Source organism: Terribacillus saccharophilus (assembly GCF_002272745.1).
Lineage (GTDB): Bacteria > Bacillota > Bacilli > Bacillales > Amphibacillaceae > Terribacillus > Terribacillus saccharophilus_B.
This window is the reverse complement of sequence record NZ_NPBD01000002.1, coordinates 104,835-126,249: the sequence shown is the minus strand read 5'-3', so window position 1 is coordinate 126,249 and position 21,415 is coordinate 104,835. Positions and strand designations below refer to the sequence as shown.

Here is a 21,415-nt window from a genome sequence, read left to right as displayed (position 1 = left end):
AACCGATAAATGTTAAAAATTGTTATTCTCCATAAAAAGGAATGCAAATCCCCAGGAGACACCACAATAACCATAATACCGAATAAAATCCCAAGTAGTAACGATAAATGGCCCTCTCGGTCTCGAACTCTTGAAACTTCAGCTTTACGTGTGGGTTCGTAATCTAAACACGCGTCTATATCTCTATGTGACCAACTCTCAGCCATCCATTCTCCTCTTGCTCCTCGTTAGCGAAATGGAATTCTTTAGCGTTAGAGTAAATTTCCGATAAAGGATTAACAACCCTAATTAAAATATCATAACTACCTTCACCTAGAGTCGAAGTGTTACTAGACCACTCTAACAGAGCCTTATTATTAACTCCAGTTTCTTCGTTATTTGGTAGGACGTATGATATATCCCAATCGGTTGTCCATTCTTTAATGTTGCCGTTCCTATCTCTTGCTGCGATTTCGACTTCCCAATCATAATAGAATGGCGCCACACCTGTATTTTGAATTTCGATAGCTGCTTGTAATTGACCATTAGCTGCGTTCAGATAGGCATTTGGTACAAAATACTCATAACCTAACCTGCGTGAGCCTTCTTGTGCTCTCTCAAGAGCATCTCCTTCAAGTGGAGTCTGGAAAACTTCTTGAATTTTTAACCACGATGCATGAGTTAATGCCAGGCTCTTGTAATAGTCTTCTCCTTGTGCTCCCTCTATTGGTTCCCCTATATACTGCGGTGGGTCGTTATTCCACATATCAATTTGAATTTCGGGGCGCATTTCCCCGCCGATTGGTTCGTCTTTCCATTTCTCCATGACTTGATTGTCTTGCAGACGGCCGATGAAGTGCCAGTCTTCTCCGCCCAAACTAGCAGGTAAAGTCTGAAAAGCAAAAGAGTCGTCGTGATAGCCAATGTTCAAATCACGGTTATATTCGGCCGGATAACGCGCAAGTATTTTTGTTTCATCAAATGAATCATCGAATTCTTGAATAATGGCTGCCTGGTTGGCCGAGTTTGGCATCCAATCGGTTGCACGTCCATCTTCGTGTTCAGCCAGTTCACCATCCCAATCTCCAGCTGAGGTCCACCCATCCTGCGGAAAAGTATGCCATTCACCCCAAAATCCTATCAATCCAGCTTGAATGAAACCAATTCTTGGGTCTCCATCGTACTTATCTCCAAGGGCTTCAATAAATTGCAGCAATGCGGTGTTTAGTCTCTCATCATTATAGTCGGGTGCGACACTCGTTCCAATAGGGCCCCCATTGCTATTGTAGGAGTAGTCTTTCGTTTCCAATCCGAGATCCAGTAAAAAATGCGGGATTCCGGATTGCTTCTGTGGATAATCGAGATACACCCTAAAGATCACCTGATTTCCTCTCGAAGCTATATCATTTATTCTAGATTCTAGCTTGCTCCAGTCGTATTCATTAAAATTCGTCATAATATCATTTAGAGGTATATAGAAAAACTCCATACTGTAGGGCATCTGATTATAATCTGTCTGCCATTCTAGCGAGTCACTAAAAGGTAAAAACCCTTTTAGTGGGTTATCGATAGGTGCTGATGTATACGTAAGATCAAAACTGTTAGAAGGCGTTGCCCACTCAGGAGCCAAAGATTCTCCCACAGTTCCTTCCGAAGTCCTCCACAGACTAATGGAATCTACATAAATTTCGTTCGTTGAATTTGCTTGGGGATTATAGCCAATTTCGAACCCTTCTACTAAGGCTAGATTAAGATCATTGTCACAACCTTGTGTACATTGCCAAGCCTTCTCTGTAAATTGATCCCAAGCAATACGGATAAGACCGGTAAAACCTTCTGGAACAGTCAGCATGCTTTCAAAAGTATTTTCTTCCCATGAAGAGCTGCCATCCTCTTTCAAGAATGCCGTAAAAGTTCCTTCTTGGCCAAACGCTTTTGATTCAGATTTAATATCAAAATTAAATTCTAACGGTTCATCTGCATCATTATGTATCCAAAATGAAATGCCCGCAGAGTCTGCCCAGTCACTCACAGGAAAATTGTGAGATATCGCCGCCCAAGAATCTAAGGGCTCATTTGGAACAATCTGCATAGAATTTGTACCATCATTGGCATGCTCTTGATTTAAAGACCGATCGACTGCATTCCCTCCAGATGACCAAAGTCCATATGCACTTTTTAATTCATCATCTGAGGTATAGTTTTCAAAGTCATCAATAATGGTATTTGTAACTGAAGACGCTGCATGAACTGTTTGATTTATAGGTGTCACTGCTAAAGTTATAAGTAAAGCAAAAACTAACAAATATTTTACTAATTTAGTATTTCGTCTCATATTAACCTCCATATACTATTGATCTAAAAATTCTCATGTGGAAACTTGACAATCGACTACTAGAATACTGCTGATCTTGTTTATTGCTTTATGAATAAATTAGACCCTTCTCTTCCCAATCCTCCTTTCGGTTTTGAAAGTTATCTTCTGCCTTAATTAATTCTTCACCCGGACCAACCCTTAATTTGTTTATCGGATATATTACAACTTTCATAAGTACCACTGTAATCTTTATAAATAAAATAGCCGATCAGAGGTTACTCTGATCGGCTATTAATGAGAGAAAAAACTCATTAATTTATAATACGATTCATCTTTCCGCATAAGAATGATGCACTCGATATCCTTTTATAATGTATTACGCCAAACCAACAGTTCTTGTCTTTCCTGAGAAGTTATTGTCTCTTTTTTACAAGAATATCAGCAAGCGAATCAAAATTAGTCAGTGTTTCAAACCACCAACAGCGATTTCCTCAGAAAATGCTACTGTACCTTCTACTGTTCTGACGATTTGACTATAATCAAGTATAGCGTATATTGCTTTGTCCTGGGTAATTAATTCAACAAAACTCCTCTATTCTCATAACTTCCCTTGCTGTTTCTATAAAAGCTAATATGATCGGTGAAAGCCACTTATCTTTATGCCATGAGATCTGTGTATATACTTCCAAGTCTGGAATTGGCCATAAAAGAGGCACAAGTTCACCACGGTTAACTTCGACCTCAGTTACTATTTCAGGAAGAAAGGCAATACCTATTCCTGAAATAGCACATTGTTTAATAGCTTCAGCACTTTGAAACTCTAAAGATGAAATACTGTCAATGTCACCTTTCTTAAATGTTCGATCAAACATGGTTCTATAGGGACAACCCTTTTCATTAATTAGAAACACTTCTTCGTGAAAATCTTCAAGCTGTAATTCCTTTTGTCTCGCAAGTGGATGATCTGGAGCGGCGAAAAGGCGAAAAGTTTCTTTCGTCAATGGTTCTACTGCAAGTCCTGTTGATTGAATGTGTTCGTCAAGTACAAAAACGACATCCGAGGTTCCCTCAAAAAGTGTTTGTTTGAGTTGTTGATTTGGAACAGACCGAAAGATAAGACGAACTCTTGGATATCGCGAACGAAAAAGTTTGAAGACATCTGGAAGTCGATAGGCGCAAACAACCTCATTGGCACTGATAGTTAGGGTACCGCTTAGAACTTCATTGTCATGAAGGACGCTACTGCGAGCTTCGTCCAATTTGTTTAAAACGTCCTGGACATGAGTTAAAAAACGTTTACCCGCAGTTGTAAGAACCAGTTGCTTTCCTAAGCGATCAAAGAGACGAACATCTAGCTCTTCCTCTAATGCTTTTATTTGCATCGTGACGTTGGAGGGTACGTAATTTAGTGCTTCAGCAACTCTACTGAAATTTAAAGTTGTTGCAACTGTGTGAAACGTATTCAGTTGGCGCAATTCCATTATAATTTCCCCTTTAACTTTCAATATTATTGAACACTACTTTGAATTTTGTTCACTTTTACTGAAAGTAACACAGCTTTATACTTAATAACAAGAAATACATTCTAATGTTTGTGTTTCATTAGATAGGAGTGAAAACTTAATGGATGATTATGAGATTTTTAATTTAGGTAAAGTAACCTTGCAATCCGGAGTGACATTACCAGACGCTTTTCTTGCTTATAAAACTTATGGAAAATTGAATGAAAAGAAAGATAACGTTATCGTTTATCCAACCGCTTTTGGCGACCAACATGTTAATAATGAATGGTTAATTGGAAACGGAATGGCGCTAGATCCACAGAAGTATTTCATTATCGTTCCAAATTTGCTAGGGAATGGATTATCTTCATCTCCAAGTAATACGCCTGCACCATTCGACAAAGCTAATTTTCCGCAGGTAACCATCTATGACAACGTTCAATTACAGTATAGACTGGTGACTGAAAAATTCGGCATTCAGAAGATTGATCTTGTTGTTGGGTGGTCAATGGGAGGTCTTCAATCATTCCAATGGGCAGCAAGTTATCCTAACATAGTGAATCGAATTGCCTCTTTCTGCGGAAATGCAAAGACTTGGCCGCAAACTTACGTGGTCCTCGATGGACTTAAGGCTGCGCTCATGGCCTCAGTTGGCTCGGATTCTAATAATTTAAATCAATTGACTTCTCAAGACATGCGAGCAGTTGGCCGTGTCTATGCAGGATGGGGATTATCACAGACCTTCTATAAAGAAGAACTCTTTCGTGAGATGGGCTTTAACTTATTAGAAGATTTTACGGTTGGAGTTTGGGGAAACAGTTTTATGAGTATGGATCCTCACAATGTTCTAGCCATGTTATGGACAGGACAACATGCAGATATTAGTGCAAACTCCGATTATAATGGAGAGTTTGATGAGGCACTTAAAAGTATTGAAGCGATTACCTACATCATGCCAGGTAGTACTGATCTCTTCTGCACCGCGGAAACTAACGAATATGAGGCTAAGTTTATACCTAATGTTGAATATCATCCTATTAAATCGGTATGGGGACATTTCGCCGGTCGAGGAATTAACAGTACCGATAATACATTTATTGATAATAAACTAAAGCGTTTGTTGACGCTTCGCACAAACAATTAAATAAATATTGTATAAGTTGTAGGGAATTTTGAGTGATAACTATCTTAATTCAATACTAGCTATTTAATCGTGTAAAGACGATTAGCTCAGAAGTAATCGTCTTTACTTTTACTCAAGGAATCTCATTAAGTATTGGTGAGACGAGTTTCTTCTATTGTATATGTTCCATAGATTCATAATCTTTAACGAGTTTATAAAAGGTGTTTTTTTTAATCCTACCTCTCTCATTGCTTTAACTGCCGTTATATCTCCTCTGACTTCCATAGTTTATATACTTGTATAAATTCTTCAGTAGTTTCTATTCTTGGTCTACCAAATTTCACACCATTTTGTAACGCAATATCTATACCTTCACGCTGCCTTTTTCGGATTCGATCACGTTCCTCTTGCACCATCCAGGAGAGAATCTGCAGTACAAGATCAGCAATGGAAGTCCCCATGCTGTCTTTATATTGTGTGGTATCCAGTAAAGGCATATCAAGCACATTAATATCAGCTTGAATGTTTTTCGTAATGTCATTCCACTCTTGAAGGATTTCTTCCTTATTCCTTTCGAATCGGTCCAAGGAATGGATATACAAAATATCTCCTTTTCTAGTAGCTGATAATTAGCTCGGTTAAAATCTTTCCACTTTGCTTATCAATGAAGATGTCTCTGTCATTTAATCCTTGATTCTTCATAGACTCGATCTGCCGACCTTCATTTTGATCTTTGCTGCTTACTCGTATGTATACAAATTTTCTCTCTTCCATATTGTTACACCTCGACGTGTTATTCTATCTTAATTGCACCAAAAACGTTCGTAAAAGTGGGTGTAAAAAGAGAACGTTCAAAACTATTTTCATAAAACGCCTGTTTGATTGCTTTTCATTTAGGATAGGAGCGTTCGTAAAAGGTGTACTTTTACAGACACTTATTTTTGATAAATATAGGTTCTTTCAAATAAATAAGCTATTAAAAGGATATAAAAAAAGACTCTACATTTTCATATAACGAAATGTAGAGTTCCTTCATCACTCTAAACCAACTAATGGATTTCGATTTTTTAGGTCTGTTTATTACACCAACTTGAATACCTGTGTTAGTTTTTTAAAGATAGCTATAATTGCTAAGATAGTAACAAGGATTAAGGTAATTGTTGCACCTGGCGGAGTTCCATACTCATAGGAAGTTACCAATCCGCTTAACATCCCAGTTAACGTAATAGGTATTCCTATTAAAATTGTGCTTGAAAAGCTTCTGCTCAAGCGCATAGAAATGGCTGCGGGTATAATTAAAATTGCTGACACGAGTAGTGCACCTACAATTGGCATAATAATAGCAATGGTTACCCCTGTTAACACATTGAATAAGATTGACATAGTCTTTATGGGTAATCCAGCAGTAAATGCCGTTTCTTCATCAAAAATCATCACATACATCGCCTTACGAAATATTAGATATAAGCAAAGAATGAAACCTGCCAATAGATAGAGTATCCAAACCTGCTCTTTACTAATTGTTACGATTGATCCAAATAAAAATTGGTTGATATTTAGTGACGTACCTCCTTGATTTAAACTCATTAGAAACAAAGCTAAAGCCATTCCGGATGACATCAAAATAGCAACAGAAACCTCAGAATATGTTCGATATAGCATACGCATATATTCAAGTAAAACTGCAATTACTATCACCATCAAGATATTTGTCCAGGTTGGGTTAATGCTGACTAATAGTCCTAATGCCACTCCGGCTAAAGAGACGTGGGCAAGGGTGTCTGCCATAAGTGACTGCCTACGTAATATGAGAAATAATCCTAAAAATGGAGCAATTAAAGAGATGAGAAGTGAGGCTTGGAAAGCTCTTTGCATGAATCCATAGAGAAACATCTCCAAGGTAATCCCTCCTGTCGTATAAGTTCAATATGTTTATTACAGTAATTTCGAAGTTCTTCATGATCATGTGAGACCATTAAAATTCCCTTCCCGTGCACCTCGCTATTATGCTTTAACAACTTGTAAAATTCCTCGCGTGATTTAGTATCCATTCCTGTGGTAGGCTCATCCAACACAAACAAATCCGGGTCTGTAGCAAAAACACGTGCTATAGAGATTCTCTGTTTCTGTCCCCCCGACAACTCGCCAATCTTTTTATATCGCATATCCCACATTCCTACTGATTCGAGAGCAAGCCTAACTTGTTCTTTATCATCTTTATTTAATTTTCTAAACCATTTGCCTCTTTGATAACGACCAGAATTAACTAATTCCAATACTGTACTGGGGAATCCAACATTAAACGAAGCCACTTGTTGTGGTACATATCCAAGTGTTAACTTTTCTCCGAAACGATTTTTAGGCGATAAGCTAACTTGTCCGGTTGTGGGCTTAAGTAAGCCTAAGACGTTACGTAGTAAAGTGGTTTTAGCAGCTCCATTTTCGCCTGTTAGCATCACAAAGTCCCCTGGGTTTAATTCAAATGAAATGTTTGTTAGAACAGGTTGCTTTTCGTAATGAAAAGCAAGTTCAGCTACTTTAATATAGTGCATGATTATTTATATCTACCTTTCTACTTTTTTACTGAAAAAAGGAAATAAACTCTATAGAGTTATATCACCTGCTAAATGTCCTTACGAACTCCTCTTCACTATATATTAGACAAACGGATACTCCGGACACTAACACTGAGATGAGTTTGGTTAACCACCAATAAGGCATTGATGGTCAACCTCATTTTATAGGGCCTGTTTCTCTTTTTACTTATTTAATTGATGCTAGCTTGTAATGCTTCTAGATTATGACGCATTGCTTCTAAATATCCTAAATCGTTTGCTAGTAATTCTTCAGAGAGCACTTCTAAATCATATAAGACACCCGTTTTTGTCCCTGTTTCATTAGCAACAGTTTGAGCGATAGAGGAGCTAGCCCCTTGTTGATAATAAATAACTGGAACGTTGTGTTCTTGAACTAACTTACCTATTTCAGCAATTCGTGATGGGCTTGGTTCTACTTCAGTAGATAGTCCCCCAATCGCAATTTGTTCTAAGTCATAACGTTCTGCAAGGTAGCCGAATGCTTGGTGCTGTACGACGAAGGCTCGGTTTTCTGCATCTTCCAATGTAATTCGATATTCTTCATCTAATGCTTTAAGCTCTTTAACAAAAGCTTCAGCATTTTCTTCATAAATTTCTTTACCTTCTGGATCTGCCTCGATTAAGGCATTGCGAATAGCAAGGACCTGATTTTGCGCCAATACCGGATCAAGCCATATATGAGGATCTTGATTCTCATGGTCATCAATCAACACAGAAACTGGACTTGATTCCGTCTGGACATTCTGGTCGTCATCATATAGTACAGCCTTCGCTTCAAAGCTTTCTCCTGTTGTTTTATATTCAAAACGTTTCTTCTCTTGATCTGGTACAATTTCCCAATCTTGATTTGCATCTTCTCTTATGAACCATTTCCAGTTTTCATAATCCGTCTCTTCACTCTCGGCAACAAGTGTAACAACATCGCCTGTATGATAATGATCTGCCAAGCCCGCAATCGTTATTTTTTCTCCTGCTTGTGCATTACTGTGATTTTCATGTTCATGTCCTTCGTTCTCTTTCTCTTCCTGTACAGAGGAATCATGATTATCAATATTAAGTTCTATTGGTTCAGATTCTGCATGAACATTATGATTATTATCATAAATAACTGCTTTAACTTCAAAACTTTCTTCCTGAGCCTCATAGGTAAATGTTTCTGTTCCTTGTCCAGAAATAGCTGCCCATTCTTCATCAGCATTTGCTCGTTGATACCAATGCCAGTGATCATAATCTGCATCTCCTGTTAAATTGGCCGTTAGCGCAATCTCATCTCCAGTGTGATAGTGGTCAGTCGCACCATCAATTTGTACACTACCTGTGTCTGATTTATCCGGTCCGTCTGCAGATCGTGCAATGATAAGGTTGTCATTTTCTACGGTATTAAATAAGCTTTTTACCCAAAATTCCATTTCTTCACTGCTGTAGACAAATACGTCCGCTTCGTTTACAGCTGCTACATCTTGTGCACTGGGTTCATAGTGATGGGCATCCTGTCCTTCGGAGACCATTAGCTGCACATCCGCTCGGTCTCCAGCAATGTTTTTAGTGAATTCATACATAGGTAAAAAGGAAGCTATTACGGAAATTTTGGTTTCTTCGTTGTTAGGGGATTCTTGGGTGTTTTGTGACTGACAACCGAAAAGAACTGCTGTTACAGTAAAAAGAACTAGTATGGTTCGGAGCATTTTTGGATTCAACATAAACTCTCCTTTGTTATTATAAAAAAAGAGCGAAGACGAAAGCAGAGAGAAGAGAAGCATTTTGCTCCTCTTCTCCTTGTCTTAATGAGCTAATTGGTCACGAACTATATCATCAGCATCTAAATTAGAAGGATAATAAGTTGGCCAATGTGTGACCTCTTCTAATAATTTTTCACGATTATCTCCCCAATATAAATGGTAGTGATGTGATTCTGTTGGAGATATGAGGTGGTCACTGAATTGAATATATTGTGGCATATCATCATTTTCATCCACTAGCTTATAAATAAAACGTACACCTCGATTACCCGCTTCGTAAGTTAAAATCTCGTATCCATCGTATTCGTAGTCACCTTGGAATTGTTGTCCATCACGGAAAAAGGTTACGTTACCATTGTCAATAATGATGCGTTCTACATCTGTTTTATAACCAGTTGTATAGTATTCTTTGTATTCTGCTGCTGTCATATCACCTTCTACTGCTTTGTGTTCAAAGACTTCGTCTAAGTCACCATCTAGAAGATAGGGATATACAGACTGCCAATCTCCTTCCCAGTCAGATAACTCACGATCCTCTACTTGTTCATCTTCAAAGAAACCTTCACTTATTTTTTTACTTTCTTCATCATGACCATGATGGTCATCGATCATAATCGTAACTGGTTCTGACTCTGCGTATACTTCATGATTATCGTCGTACAGTGTTGCTTTAATTTCTAAGCCATCAGCAGTTGCCTCCCCTGTAAAGGTTTCACTCTGTTGACCGGAAGCCTCTTTCCAATCAGTTTGATCACTTTCTTTTGTGAACCAATGCCAGTGATCATAATCAACATCTTCACTGGGAACAGCAGTTAATTCAATTGTATCTCCGGTATGATAATGTTCACCTAAGCCTTCTATAGTAATTTCTCCAGACTCATTTACTTCTTTCTTTTCTGTTTCTGACGCCTTATTATTAGTAGCTGTCTCTTCTTCTGTACTTTGGCAAGCTACTAATATTACGCTTAAAACCAATAAACTAATAAATATTGATAATTTTTTCAAGTTCATTCTCCCTTTCTCCATGATTGATAATCGTAATGTTTACGATTAAAGAATATATGGACTTCTTCTAATTGTCAAGATTTAACTTAATTTTCGTGCTTTCTTATAATACCTATACAACTTCAACATAAAAGATAGTCATTTACCATAAATTAAATAAAACCCTACAATCTAGCTCGTAGGGTTTATTTTTGTCACTACTAAGAACAGAGTACTTTAGATTAAACTGTACTTTTTTGAAGGTAGTTTAAATTTTGTGTGAATTATCTTTAACTATGACAAAAAGTAGCTTCCTTGAAGAAGCTACTTTTGTATTAAGCGGCTATTTCTTCATTCTTAGTTTTCTTTTAGTCTTACTTAATTCTTAATGCAGAAGCAAGAATGACTACTATGCTAGCTGCCGCAATCCAAACAAGTGTGATTAGTGATGAATTCCATGGCAATCCTTCTCCAAAGAAGAACAGCTCTCGTTACCATAAATCGCATTGGCAACCAAGAGTATATTCAATCACGATAAAATGATGACATCATTTCAGGTGCTATAGAAAGCAAAGGTCCCCCAAAGAATAACATTAAGACAAAGATTGGTGTACTTCGAATTCCCAATAAGGAAAATACAGCTAGTATCATTAAGAAGAAACTATAAAGGTTGTGACGGAAAGGAATGTAGCTGTATCTATAAACTGTGCAATATGAAGTCCTATCACCTGATCTACCACCTAAGTCAAACCAAATCCTACCACAAGAGCTACGATTGCCCCTACAATTATTTGCCCTGTCTTTGCAGTAAGATTCTCTTTCTGGTTTCTAATTATCCTCTTATTAACAATGATAAAACTAATTACAGCACTAGCTAAACTCGCCATCCATAATGGCTGGAATAATGTGTTCTTCGTACTCGCAAGCTTATAATGGATGCATTTATTGAATTATCAATGAAAAAGGATTTTAAAGACATCACAATCAAAGATATAACTTCTGCCGCAACTGTGAATCGCGCAACCTTTTATTATCATTTCATTGACAAGTATGACCTCCTTGAAAAGGTTTTGAGTGAAAGTGTCATGAGAGAAGTAATCAAAGAAGTTAGTACACATGAGATAATTAACGAAGAGACATTAGAGACTATTTTTTTCTCAATTATTAGATCCCAGACATCTATAAGTAACCAATATCAGCGAAGTTACGAGGCGTTTACACCTCAAATTGAAACGATTTTTAAAGAGGAACTTCAAGTGTTTTTTTACAGAGATAGGGGGAAAACAGTGGTCTAATCAAAATAGTAATGTGGAAGCTATTGCAGTAATGTGAAGCTGGGCACTTTATGGTGATGCGATGCATTGGTTAGAAAATCAACACACACAACCCGAGGATTACGTAAAGCAAGTCGTGCATTTTATAAAAAATAGGTTAAAACCGGAGATAGATATTGGTAGCTCAAAAGAATAAAAAATGATGCATTAAAAACAACCACACTTATCTCAATTATAGTGTGGTTGTTTCATTTATTAAAACGATCATATCCAATTTGATGCTCTGTCAGAGAATATCCACAACTTCTTATTTTAGATCTAGGAAGATAATTTCTAATACGATCACCATAATACTTTCATACTCTTCCTCTTAAGTGTACTTTCCCAAACGATGTAAACTAGATTTTCCTGACAAGGTCAGTTTTCGAAAAACAATGACAAAAGGATGCATCTCTGCATCCTTTTACAATGTATTACGCCACTCCAGCAATTCCTGTTTTTCCTGAGAAGTTACTATCTCTTTTTCTGCCAGAATATCAGCTAGTTCATCAAAATTAGTCAGCGTCTCAAACGGAACACCAATAGCGGAAAAGTTATCATCTGCTTTTTTTAAATTGTAGCTGAAGATGGCCAACACTTTCGTCACAATCGCACCTGCTTCCTGCAGTGCTTGGACCGTGTTGATCACAGAGCCGCCAGTTGAAATAAGATCCTCGATGACGACGACATGTTTACCGTCTACGTCCGCTCCTTCGATTTGATTGCCTTTTCCGTGACCTTTTTTGCTGGATCGGACGTAGATCATCGGCAGATCTGCTTTATCAGCAAGCCACGCTGCATGCGGGATTCCGCCGGTTGCACATCCTGCTATGATATCCGTTTCCGGCAATTCTGCTAATCTCTCCTGAAACTGCCGAGCTATAGCTGTCCGTACTTCCGGGTGACCAAGTGTCAGCCGATTATCACAGTAAATTGGTGAGTGGATACCAGAAGCCCATACAAAGGATTTGGCTGGATCAATTTGGATCGCATCGATTGAAAGCAATGCTTCGGCTATATTAGTTGTAATTGTCATAATCATTCCACTCCTCGATTACTTGTTCGTATGCTTGTTTTGGATTGGATGCTGCTGTAACGCTTCTGCCAATCACGAGATAGTCTGCTTGCATTCTTCTAGCGCCAGCAGGTGTTGCGATGCGGTGCTGATCGTTTTGGTCGGATCCTGCAAGCCGTATTCCTGGTGTGACAGTCAGAAAATCCGGTCCGCAAGCTGCTTTAATACTAGCCGCCTCATGAGGAGAACACACCACCCCATCAGCACCTGCTGCTTTGGACATTTCCGCAAGATGCAAGGCATAAGCAGCTAGCTCCATCGGCTGTTTTAGATCAGTTTGAACCGTGTCTTCATCCATCGATGTCAGCATGGTGACAGCTATCAGTTTAGGAACAGTATTTGTGGCTCCCTGCAATAGGCCCTCTTTTGCCGCTTCCATCATTTTTGCTCCGCCTAACGCGTGAACATTAAGTATATCGACATCAAGTCCTGCTAAATTACGCATAGCGCTTTTTACGGTATTCGGGATGTCATGCAGCTTTAGATCGAGGAATATTGGATGGTTATTCTCTTTCAGCTGGTGAATGATAGGTGGACCTTCCCGATAGAAAAGCTCCATCCCGACTTTAACCGGAACCTCAGTAAGACTGTGCCGAACGAGGAAATGCAGCGCTTCTTCCCCGGTCGGGAAATCAAGCGCGAGATAGATTGGAGTCTGCATGTTCATGCCCCTTTCCGATTGCGTCCTCGACACTTGTGAAACCATATTTACTCAGAACATCAGGCAGATTCTGAATGATTTCAGGACAAACGAATGGATGCTGGAAATTAGCAGTACCTACTGCTACAGCTGATGCTCCGGCCAGAAGGAATTCCAATACATCCTCAGCGGTAGTGACGCCTCCCATTCCGATAATGGGCAAGCTGGTCATCTGGCGTATCTGGTAAACCATACGAATGGCTACCGGTTTTACAGCAGGACCTGACAAACCACCTATTTTGTTGGCAAGCAATGGCTTTCTTCCAGCTAAATTGATTTGCATACCTGTCAATGTATTGATTAAGGACAAGCCATCTGCCCCGCCTTCTTCAACTGCGCGAGCGATGACCGTAATGTCGGTGACGTTCGGTGAAAGCTTTACGTAGACTGGTACATTACTTACTTCTTTTACGGCTGCTGTAACCATTTTGGCAAGCTCTGGATCGGTACCGAATTGGACACCGCCTTCTTTCACATTCGGACAAGAGATGTTCAGCTCTATCGCTTTTATTACTGGGTGCTTACTTATTTTTCGTGCCACTTCTACATACTCTTCGACAGTGCTGCCTGCCACATTGGCGATAATCGGTGTGTCGAAACCAGCTAAGAACGGAAGCTCCTTTTCTACTATCTGATCCACTCCTGGGTTTTGTAAGCCGATCGCATTCAGCATACCGGCAGTTGTTTCTGCAACTCGCGGCGTTGCATTGCCGTAACGCGCGGAACCGGTTGCCGCTTTGATTGTAATTGCTCCGAGAAGGTTCAAGTCATATAGCTCTGCATATTCCTTACCAAAGCCGAAACAGCCGGAAGCTGGTAAAATAGGATTTTTCATATCCAAGCCCGGAAGATTGACGTTTAAGTTCATGCCAGCACAACCTCCTTCGACCGAAAGACAGGACCGTCTTTGCATATTTTCTTATAGCCACTTTCACTGTCAGGTGCGGGTACGACACACGCGAAGCAGGCGCCAATGCCGCAGCCCATCCGTTGTTCAATCGAGATGAAGCCTTCTTCATTTGCTAGTTGAGTAGAGACCGCTTTGAGCATACCGGTAGGACCACAGGTGAAAAACTGATCGAAATGAAACGCTTCTTTGTTGATAATATCTGTCACAAATCCTTTTTCTCCGGCGCTTCCGTCATCTGTTGCGAGATAATAATCTCCCAGGCTGCGAAATGCTTCTTCATAGAAAACTTGCTCTTTATTTTGGAATCCTGCTACCATCGTAACCTGGATGCCTTTTTCATACAGACGCTGTGCCAGATAATAAAGTGGAGGTACGCCAATTCCGCCACCAACGAGCAAGGCATGCTCCATTTGGAGTTCATCGACTGGATAACCTTGTCCGCACGGTCCAAGTGCATCAAGCTGATCCCCCGGCTCTGCTTTGGCCAGTGTGTTTGTTCCTTCTCCAAGCAGTTTGAAGATGATTGTGATTGTGGACTTCTGTTTATCTACACCAGCTATACTGATTGGACGACGCAGCATATGATTGCTGCCTTCTCCTACAAGCAAATGGAGGAATTGACCGGGCAGGATGTTCTCCTGCGCCATCTTTCCCTTGAAGGTCATTTCCACTGTATCCTTAGCAATCGTTTCCCTGCTGATAATCTCGAGATGTTCATGAATCAAGATGATATACCTCCTGCTACTACAGGCTTGGCAGTGAACGTCATAGATTCAATGATGGTTGCAATCGCTTTGGCTGTATCAAGACTAGTCAGACAAGCTATACCATGCTCGACCGCTTCTCGTCGGATAAGGAAGCCATCAGATCTTGGCTGTTTACCAGAAGTTAATGTGTTTACAACGAATTGTACTTCGCCATTTTCAATAATGCTGATGACATTCTGCTCAGAAGCACCGACTTTTCCTACTGTTGTAACCGGAAGCCCCGCTTCTTCAACTGCTGCACTCGTTCCTTCGGTAGCGTACAGCTGGAAGCCTAGCGCATAGAATAGTTTAGCGATTTCCAAAGCCTCTTGTTTATCCTTATCTGCTACAGTGAGCAGAATGGCGCCTTCCTGCGGTAAAGATAGACCAGAAGCAAGCAATCCTTTGTACAGAGCTTTTTCAAGAGTGCGATCATGTCCGATTGCTTCACCTGTCGATTTCATTTCCGGTCCGAGCAACGTATCGACACTGCGCAGCTTCTCAAAGCTGAATACAGGTACTTTCACATACACATCCTCTGGTTCCGGCAAAAGTCCGGAAACATAACCCATGTCAGCCAACTTTTCACCCAAGATTGCCTTTGTTGCAATATTAGCCATTGTTACGTGTGTAATTTTGGACAGAAATGGTATGGTGCGGCTGGCACGCGGATTCACTTCCAACACATATGCTTTATTTTTACGGATGACGAATTGGATGTTGATCAAACCTTTTACACCAAGAGCCTTTGAAATTTGCATTGTGGCATCGATGCACTGCTGGCGACACTCTTCAGTTATCGTCTGTGTTGGATAGACAGCGATCGAATCTCCGGAATGGACGCCGGCACGTTCGATATGCTCCATGATCCCTGGGATGATCGTCGTTTCTCCGTCACTGATGGCATCCACTTCAACCTCGATACCAGTCAAGTATTGATCAATCAGTACTGGGTGATCATGTCTGACATGCACACGTTTCTCCATATAATTCTGCAATTCCTCGTCATTGTAGACGATCTCCATATTGCTTCCGCCAATGACATAGGATGGACGAACAAGTACTGGGTATCCGATCTTTTCTGCGGCGGCTGCAGCATCTTCAATCTTAGTGATGGATGTTCCATCTGGCTTTGCAATCTTCAATTCATCAAGCAGTCTTTCGAATTTATCTCGGTCTTCAGCCGCATCAATTGCCTGCAGAGACGTTCCAAGCACCTTCACACCGCGGCGCTCCAACCCTTCTGCCAGGTTGATAGCTGTCTGACCGCCAAATTGCACGATTACACCAAGCGGATTTTCCAAGTTAACGACATGCATAACATCTTCTAGCGTAAGCGGCTCGAAATACAGCTTATCGGACACACTGAAATCTGTGGAAACTGTTTCTGGGTTGCTGTTGATGATGATTGCTTCATATCCTGCTTCCCGAATAGCCAGGACGCTGTGGACTGTTGCATAGTCGAATTCGATACCCTGTCCGATGCGGATCGGTCCGGAACCGAGTACGATCACTTTTTCTTTATCAGAAGCGACGGATTCATTTTCTTCTTCATAGGTGCTGTAGAAATAAGGTGTTTGCGATTCGAATTCCGCTGCACAGGTGTCTACCATTTTATATACAGGCTCAAGGTCATTTTCAGTACGGAACTCGTATACTTTGTCCTCCGTTGTATTCCACCAATGAGCTATTTCCCGGTCTGAGAATCCTTTTTGTTTTACTTCCTTTAATAATTCCAGCTCCCACGGCTGTTCTTGTAAGCTTGTTTCCATTTCAATCAATGCTTCAATTTTCCAAAGGAAGAAACGGTCGATCTTAGTTAGTACATGCAGCTGTTCAACCGTATATCCGCGGCGAAAAGCTTCAGCTAGAACGAACAGTCGCTCATCATCTGCTTTGATAAGTCGATGCTCCATCTCCTCATTGCTCATTGCATCAAGATTGATAGATGCAAGACCGTTTGCTTTGTTATCAAGGGATCGGACACCTTTCAGCAAAGCCTCTTCCACGTTTCGCCCGATTGCCATTACTTCTCCTGTAGCTTTCATTTGCGTACCTAGTTTACGGTTGCCGCTGACGAATTTATCAAATGGGAAGCGCGGTAGCTTGGCGACAACATAGTCTAGTGCTGGCTCAAAGTAAGCATACGTTGTTCCTGTTACCGGATTCTTGATTTCATCCAATGTTAATCCTACAGCAATTTTAGCGGCCATCTTGGCTATCGGATAACCTGTTGCCTTGGAAGCAAGTGCACTTGAACGACTGACCCGCGGGTTCACTTCAATGATGTAATAGTTGAAGCTGTGCGGATCCAAAGCCAGCTGCACATTACAGCCTCCTTCGATTTGCAGTGCTTTGATGATCTTTATCGAAGCGTTGCGCAGCAGCTGGTATTCCCTGTCACTCAGTGTCTGGGAAGGAGCTACAACAATGCTGTCACCTGTATGAATGCCGACCGGATCGACATTTTCCATATTACAAACGACGATTGCCTGATCATTTTTATCTCGCATTACTTCATATTCGATTTCTTTGAATCCGGCAATATTTCGTTCAATTAGACATTGTGTTACTGGAGAGAGCGCTAATCCATTTTTTGTGATCTGTTTCAATTCTTCTAGGTCGTAGCACATTCCTCCGCCTGTACCGCCAAGTGTGTAAGCTGGACGAACGATGAGCGGAAAGCCGATTTCTTCTGAAAAGGCCACTGCACCTTCTACTGTAGTAACAATCTCGCTCTCTGGAACTGGTTCTCCAAGACGGTTCATCAAATCACGGAATTGCTCTCTATCCTCTGCCTGCTGGATTGCTTCAAGGGATGTACCAAGCAGTTCAACACCGAATTCTTTCAAAATACCTGAGTTGTCTAGCGCAACAGCCAAGTTCAAACCAGTCTGTCCGCCAAGTGTCGGCAGCAAGGCATCCGGCTGTTCTTTACGGATTATTTTGCTCAGGAATTCCACTGTGAGCGGCTCCATGTAAACCGTATCCGCAACAGTGTGATCTGTCATGATAGTAGCAGGATTGGAGTTGGCAAGAATGACAGTATATCCTTCTTCACGCAATGCCTGGCATGCCTGTGTGCCGGAGTAGTCGAATTCTGCAGCTTGACCAATAACAATCGGTCCGGAACCGATGACAAGAATTTTTTGGATATCAGTACGTTTAGGCATAAGTTGCTTCCCCCTTGGATGTTTGTTTGCTTTGTGCTGTCATAGAAAGGAAGTTATCGAATAGATGGCGAGTATCCTCAGGACCAGGTGCCGCTTCCGGATGGTATTGCACACACATGACCGGATAATTTCGGTGTTTAAGTCCTTCTACTGTTCCGTCATTCAACGCCACTTGTGTCAGGATTAGCTCCGTTGAAGCCAATGATTCCTTTGTGACCGTATAGCCATGATTTTGTGAGGTGAGGTAGGTTTTTCCTGTCTCTAAGTCTTTGACAGGATGGTTGGAGCCCCGATGTCCGAACTTCAGTTTTTCTGTATTCGCACCGGCTGCCAATGCAATCAGCTGGTGACCGAGACAGATACCGAAAATAGGTACTTGGCTGATCAGCTCACGAATAGTCTGTATGGCAGGTTCCACGTCTTTCGGATCGCCAGGTCCATTCGTCAGCATAATACCATCAGGGTTTAAATGGAGGATTTGTTCGGCTGTATAATGCCAAGGTACAACTGTGATATGGCAATCGCGGGCTGCCAATTCACGAAGAATACCGTGCTTCATGCCAAAATCCATGACGACGATGCGTTTGCCGCGTCCTGGTACGACATAAGGTTTGGCCGTACTCATACGCTGTACTTGATCGTTTGGAAGTGTGATTGATTCCCAAGAAGCATGTTTTTCAAGTGTATCGACTGCTTCTGTCAATCTAGCTTTCATTGCACCTTGTTTCCGGATGATTTTTGTCAGTTTACGAGTATCAATACCTTCAATGCCAGGAATCTGGTGAAACTTAAGGAAAGCATCAATTGTGTGCTGCTTCCGGAAGTTTGAAGGTGCTGCAGCAGCTTCTTTCACAACTAGCGCCTGAATGGATGGCTGGATGCTCTCGAAGTCATCGCTGTTAATACCATAGTTGCCGATCAGCGGATATGTCAGTGTAACAATCTGACCGCAGTAGGAAGGGTCGGATATAATCTCTTGATAGCCTGTCATTCCTGTATTGAAGACGATTTCTCCAGTTGTTGCGCTATCGCTACCGAACGCTGTGCCAGTAAATACTGTACCGTCTTCTAGGATAAGTTGTCGTTTCTTCATTTTACCGCTTCCTTTCTGTAGACGATTTCTCCGCCAAAGATTGTCATTGTCGGCTCTCCTTTATAGCGCCAGCCGATAAATGGTGTGTTTGTTCCTTTTGATTGGAATTGAGCCGGATTTACTTCTCCATCAGCTTCGAGGTCCAATACAGCTAAGTCTGCTGCTGCACCGATTTCGAAACGGCCGAATGGAAGTCCAAATGCCTGTGATGGTTTGATCGTAAGCCAATCAATTAACTGATTGAGCGTAAAGATATTTGTCTCAACAAAGTGCGTGTATAGCAGGCTGAAAGCAGTTTCTGAGCCAACGATACCGAATGATGCATCCAGCATGCTGACATTCTTCTCTTCTGCTGTGTGCGGTGCATGATCTGTCGCGATCATATCAATCGTGCCATCAAGCAGTCCCTCGATCAGCGCCTGACGATCAGATTCAGACCTGAGCGGCGGATTCATCTTGAAGTTTCCATCATCTGTTTTGATATCTTCATCAATTAGAAGCAAGTGATGCGGTGTCACTTCGGCAGTCACGCGGATACCAGCGCGTTTTGCATCTCGAATTACCCGGACTGATTCTTTTGTGCTCACATGGCAGATGTGATAATGACAACCAGCAGCTTCGGCCAGCAAAATATCACGGGCGATATGTACTGACTCGGAAACGCTGTTGATACCCGGCAACCCAAGTCGCTTGCTAGCTGTACCTTCGTGCATGACTCCCCCTGGAACGAGACTGTCATCTTCGCAGTGTGCAACGACAGGAATTCCAAGCCTTGCAGCTCGCTGCATCGTCTCCAGCATCATTCCGGCTGACTGGATGCCAAGGCCATCATCGGTAAAGGCAAAAGCTTCTTTCATATTTTCCATATCGACGATCTCACGGCCTAACTGCTGTTTCGTGATTGCGGCATATTGCAGTACGCGGATTACGCCGCTTTCTTCATTTCGAGCCATAATGGATGCAAGCGTTTCTGGACAATCTGGTGCAGGTCTGAGGTTAGGCATGGCAGCTACTGTCGTAAATCCGCCTCGAGCAGCTGCTTTGGTACCTGTTTCAATCGTTTCCTTCTTTTCTGCTCCTGGTTCACGCAAATGTACATGGACATCCACAAAACCAGCTGTTACAAGCTGACCTTCCATATCCTCAACATGATCTTTTGCTGTAATTTCGATTTGATTAGCAATATCTGTGATAATGCCATCCTCGATTTTCACCATTACTTCTTCCAGTTTCTGATCAGCTGTTAACTGCTTCGCGTTTGTTAAGATTGTAGCCATGCTTGATTCCCCATCCTTCCAATAGTGTAATGATAACTGCCATTCGTGCTGCTACGCCGTTTTCCATCTGACGGAATATCCTCGAGCGTGGAGCTTCAACGAGACTGTCATCTATTTCGATACCCCGATTGACTGGTGCCGGGTGCATTATGATCGCATGATGTTGCATTCTTTGTTCCCTTGCTTTAGTAAGTCCGTATTTTTCCAGATAACCTGCCGAGCCGCCTTTTGTTTCATGGCGTTCAAACTGGATACGAAGCAACATCATGACATCACATTGTTCCACCGCGTCATCCATACTCAACACTGGGATTCCAAGTGTCTCATCCATCCATTCCGGGTTGCCTGCTGCAAAGACCTGCGCCCCCAATTTGCGCAGTGCCATTGCATTGCTTCTAGCAACTCGGCTGTGACGGATATCCCCGGCAATTACGATTTTCAGTCCTTCGAAACGTCCATACTCCTGGTAAATCGTCATTAAATCAAGCAAGCATTGCGTCGGGTGCTCTCCTTTTCCGTCTCCGGCATTAATAACCGGAATAGCCAGCTTTTCAGCAAGCATTGCAGCTGTATGTTCCTCTGGATGACGGATAACAAGGACCGAAGCGCCGATCGATTGAAGGGTCTTTGCGGTGTCATAAACGGTCTCGCCTTTTGTCACACTGGATGCCTCTGCGGCGAAGTCCAGTACTTCCAAGCCGAGTTTCCGTTCAGCTACTGTAAAGCTCATCTTCGTCCGTGTGCTCGGCTCGAAGAAAAGATTGGCTGCGAACAGCTGCTCCCTGTATCCTGATACCCCCTGTACCTGTATGTCTGTAGCGAGCTGTACGAGCTGTAGCAGTTCCCCTGCGGTAAGATGCTTCATCGATACGAAATGCTTCATGTCC

The 21,415-nt window shown here is 41.6% G+C and carries 16 protein-coding genes and 2 pseudogenes; 2 read left to right on the top strand and 16 right to left on the bottom strand.

Annotated features, from left to right (window positions below; translation table 11 throughout):
* Positions 1-175: 175 nt before the first annotated feature.
* Entirely contained in the window at positions 176-2,314 is a 2,139-nt protein-coding gene (locus CHH58_RS02460) for a DUF4832 domain-containing protein (protein WP_170937501.1), read from the bottom strand.
* A 560-nt stretch (positions 2,315-2,874) separates the two neighbouring features.
* Positions 2,875-3,777, bottom strand: a complete 903-nt coding sequence (locus CHH58_RS02455; RefSeq protein ID WP_095261974.1) for a LysR family transcriptional regulator — start codon at positions 3,775-3,777, stop codon at positions 2,875-2,877.
* A gap of 142 nt (positions 3,778-3,919) precedes the next feature.
* Here CHH58_RS02455 and CHH58_RS02450 point away from each other — a divergent pair, with 142 nt between their 5' ends.
* On the top strand, positions 3,920-4,942 hold the full coding sequence (locus CHH58_RS02450) for an alpha/beta fold hydrolase (RefSeq protein WP_095261973.1): 1,023 nt from the start codon (positions 3,920-3,922) through the stop codon (positions 4,940-4,942).
* Positions 4,943-5,093: 151 nt separating this feature from the next.
* Here the strand turns inward: CHH58_RS02450 and CHH58_RS02445 are convergent.
* From CHH58_RS02445 to CHH58_RS18865, 6 genes and pseudogenes are all read right to left on the bottom strand, one after another.
* A pseudogene (locus CHH58_RS02445) lies at positions 5,094-5,695 on the bottom strand (recombinase family protein).
* A 306-nt stretch (positions 5,696-6,001) separates the two neighbouring features.
* Positions 6,002-6,820, bottom strand: coding sequence for a metal ABC transporter permease (locus CHH58_RS02440; RefSeq protein WP_170937500.1), 819 nt, complete (start codon positions 6,818-6,820; stop codon positions 6,002-6,004).
* Positions 6,757-7,473, bottom strand: a complete 717-nt coding sequence (locus CHH58_RS02435; protein ID WP_095261108.1) for a metal ABC transporter ATP-binding protein — start codon at positions 7,471-7,473, stop codon at positions 6,757-6,759. The genes CHH58_RS02440 and CHH58_RS02435 overlap by 64 nt, the downstream gene beginning before the upstream one ends.
* A gap of 215 nt (positions 7,474-7,688) precedes the next feature.
* Positions 7,689-9,218, bottom strand: coding sequence for a metal ABC transporter solute-binding protein, Zn/Mn family (locus CHH58_RS02430; RefSeq protein WP_249275014.1), 1,530 nt, complete (start codon positions 9,216-9,218; stop codon positions 7,689-7,691).
* Between the two features lie 81 nt (positions 9,219-9,299).
* Positions 9,300-10,268 carry a ZinT family metal-binding protein gene (locus CHH58_RS02425; RefSeq protein ID WP_095261107.1) on the bottom strand — a complete coding sequence of 323 codons (969 nt, stop codon included), beginning with the start codon at positions 10,266-10,268 and terminating at the stop codon, positions 9,300-9,302.
* Between the two features lie 347 nt (positions 10,269-10,615).
* A pseudogene (locus CHH58_RS18865) lies at positions 10,616-11,149 on the bottom strand (phage infection protein); the annotation flags it as partial.
* Between the two features lie 24 nt (positions 11,150-11,173).
* Between CHH58_RS18865 and CHH58_RS02415 the strand changes: the two are divergent.
* Complete coding sequence (locus CHH58_RS02415; protein ID WP_249275012.1) at positions 11,174-11,536, top strand: TetR/AcrR family transcriptional regulator; 363 nt, start codon at positions 11,174-11,176, stop codon at positions 11,534-11,536.
* 442 nt (positions 11,537-11,978) lie between these two features.
* Here CHH58_RS02415 and pyrE read toward each other — a convergent pair whose 3' ends face one another.
* The 8 genes from pyrE to CHH58_RS02375 are packed head-to-tail and all read right to left on the bottom strand — an operon-like array spanning position 11,979 to position 21,411.
* Positions 11,979-12,590, bottom strand: coding sequence for an orotate phosphoribosyltransferase (pyrE, locus tag CHH58_RS02410; RefSeq protein WP_283162795.1), 612 nt, complete (start codon positions 12,588-12,590; stop codon positions 11,979-11,981).
* Positions 12,574-13,290: an orotidine-5'-phosphate decarboxylase gene (gene pyrF / locus CHH58_RS02405; RefSeq protein ID WP_095261972.1), complete on the bottom strand. Its 717-nt coding sequence runs from the start codon at positions 13,288-13,290 to the stop codon at positions 12,574-12,576. Before pyrF ends, pyrE begins: the two co-directional genes overlap by 17 nt.
* A complete protein-coding gene (locus CHH58_RS02400; protein ID WP_095261971.1) occupies positions 13,262-14,197 on the bottom strand; it encodes a dihydroorotate dehydrogenase in 936 nt (311 codons plus the stop codon). Before CHH58_RS02400 ends, pyrF begins: the two co-directional genes overlap by 29 nt.
* Positions 14,194-14,964 (bottom strand): dihydroorotate dehydrogenase electron transfer subunit, encoded by a 771-nt coding sequence (locus CHH58_RS02395; RefSeq protein ID WP_283162794.1) that lies wholly within the window; start codon positions 14,962-14,964, stop codon positions 14,194-14,196. Before CHH58_RS02395 ends, CHH58_RS02400 begins: the two co-directional genes overlap by 4 nt.
* Entirely contained in the window at positions 14,961-18,158 is a 3,198-nt protein-coding gene (gene carB, locus CHH58_RS02390; protein ID WP_095261969.1) for a carbamoyl-phosphate synthase large subunit, read from the bottom strand. The genes CHH58_RS02395 and carB overlap by 4 nt, the downstream gene beginning before the upstream one ends.
* Positions 18,151-19,251, bottom strand: coding sequence for a carbamoyl phosphate synthase small subunit (locus CHH58_RS02385; protein WP_095230951.1), 1,101 nt, complete (start codon positions 19,249-19,251; stop codon positions 18,151-18,153). The genes carB and CHH58_RS02385 overlap by 8 nt, the downstream gene beginning before the upstream one ends.
* Positions 19,248-20,528, bottom strand: a complete 1,281-nt coding sequence (locus CHH58_RS02380) for a dihydroorotase (protein ID WP_095261968.1) — start codon at positions 20,526-20,528, stop codon at positions 19,248-19,250. Before CHH58_RS02380 ends, CHH58_RS02385 begins: the two co-directional genes overlap by 4 nt.
* Positions 20,488-21,411, bottom strand: coding sequence for an aspartate carbamoyltransferase catalytic subunit (locus CHH58_RS02375; RefSeq protein ID WP_095230953.1), 924 nt, complete (start codon positions 21,409-21,411; stop codon positions 20,488-20,490). Before CHH58_RS02375 ends, CHH58_RS02380 begins: the two co-directional genes overlap by 41 nt.
* Positions 21,412-21,415: the final 4 nt, after the last annotated feature.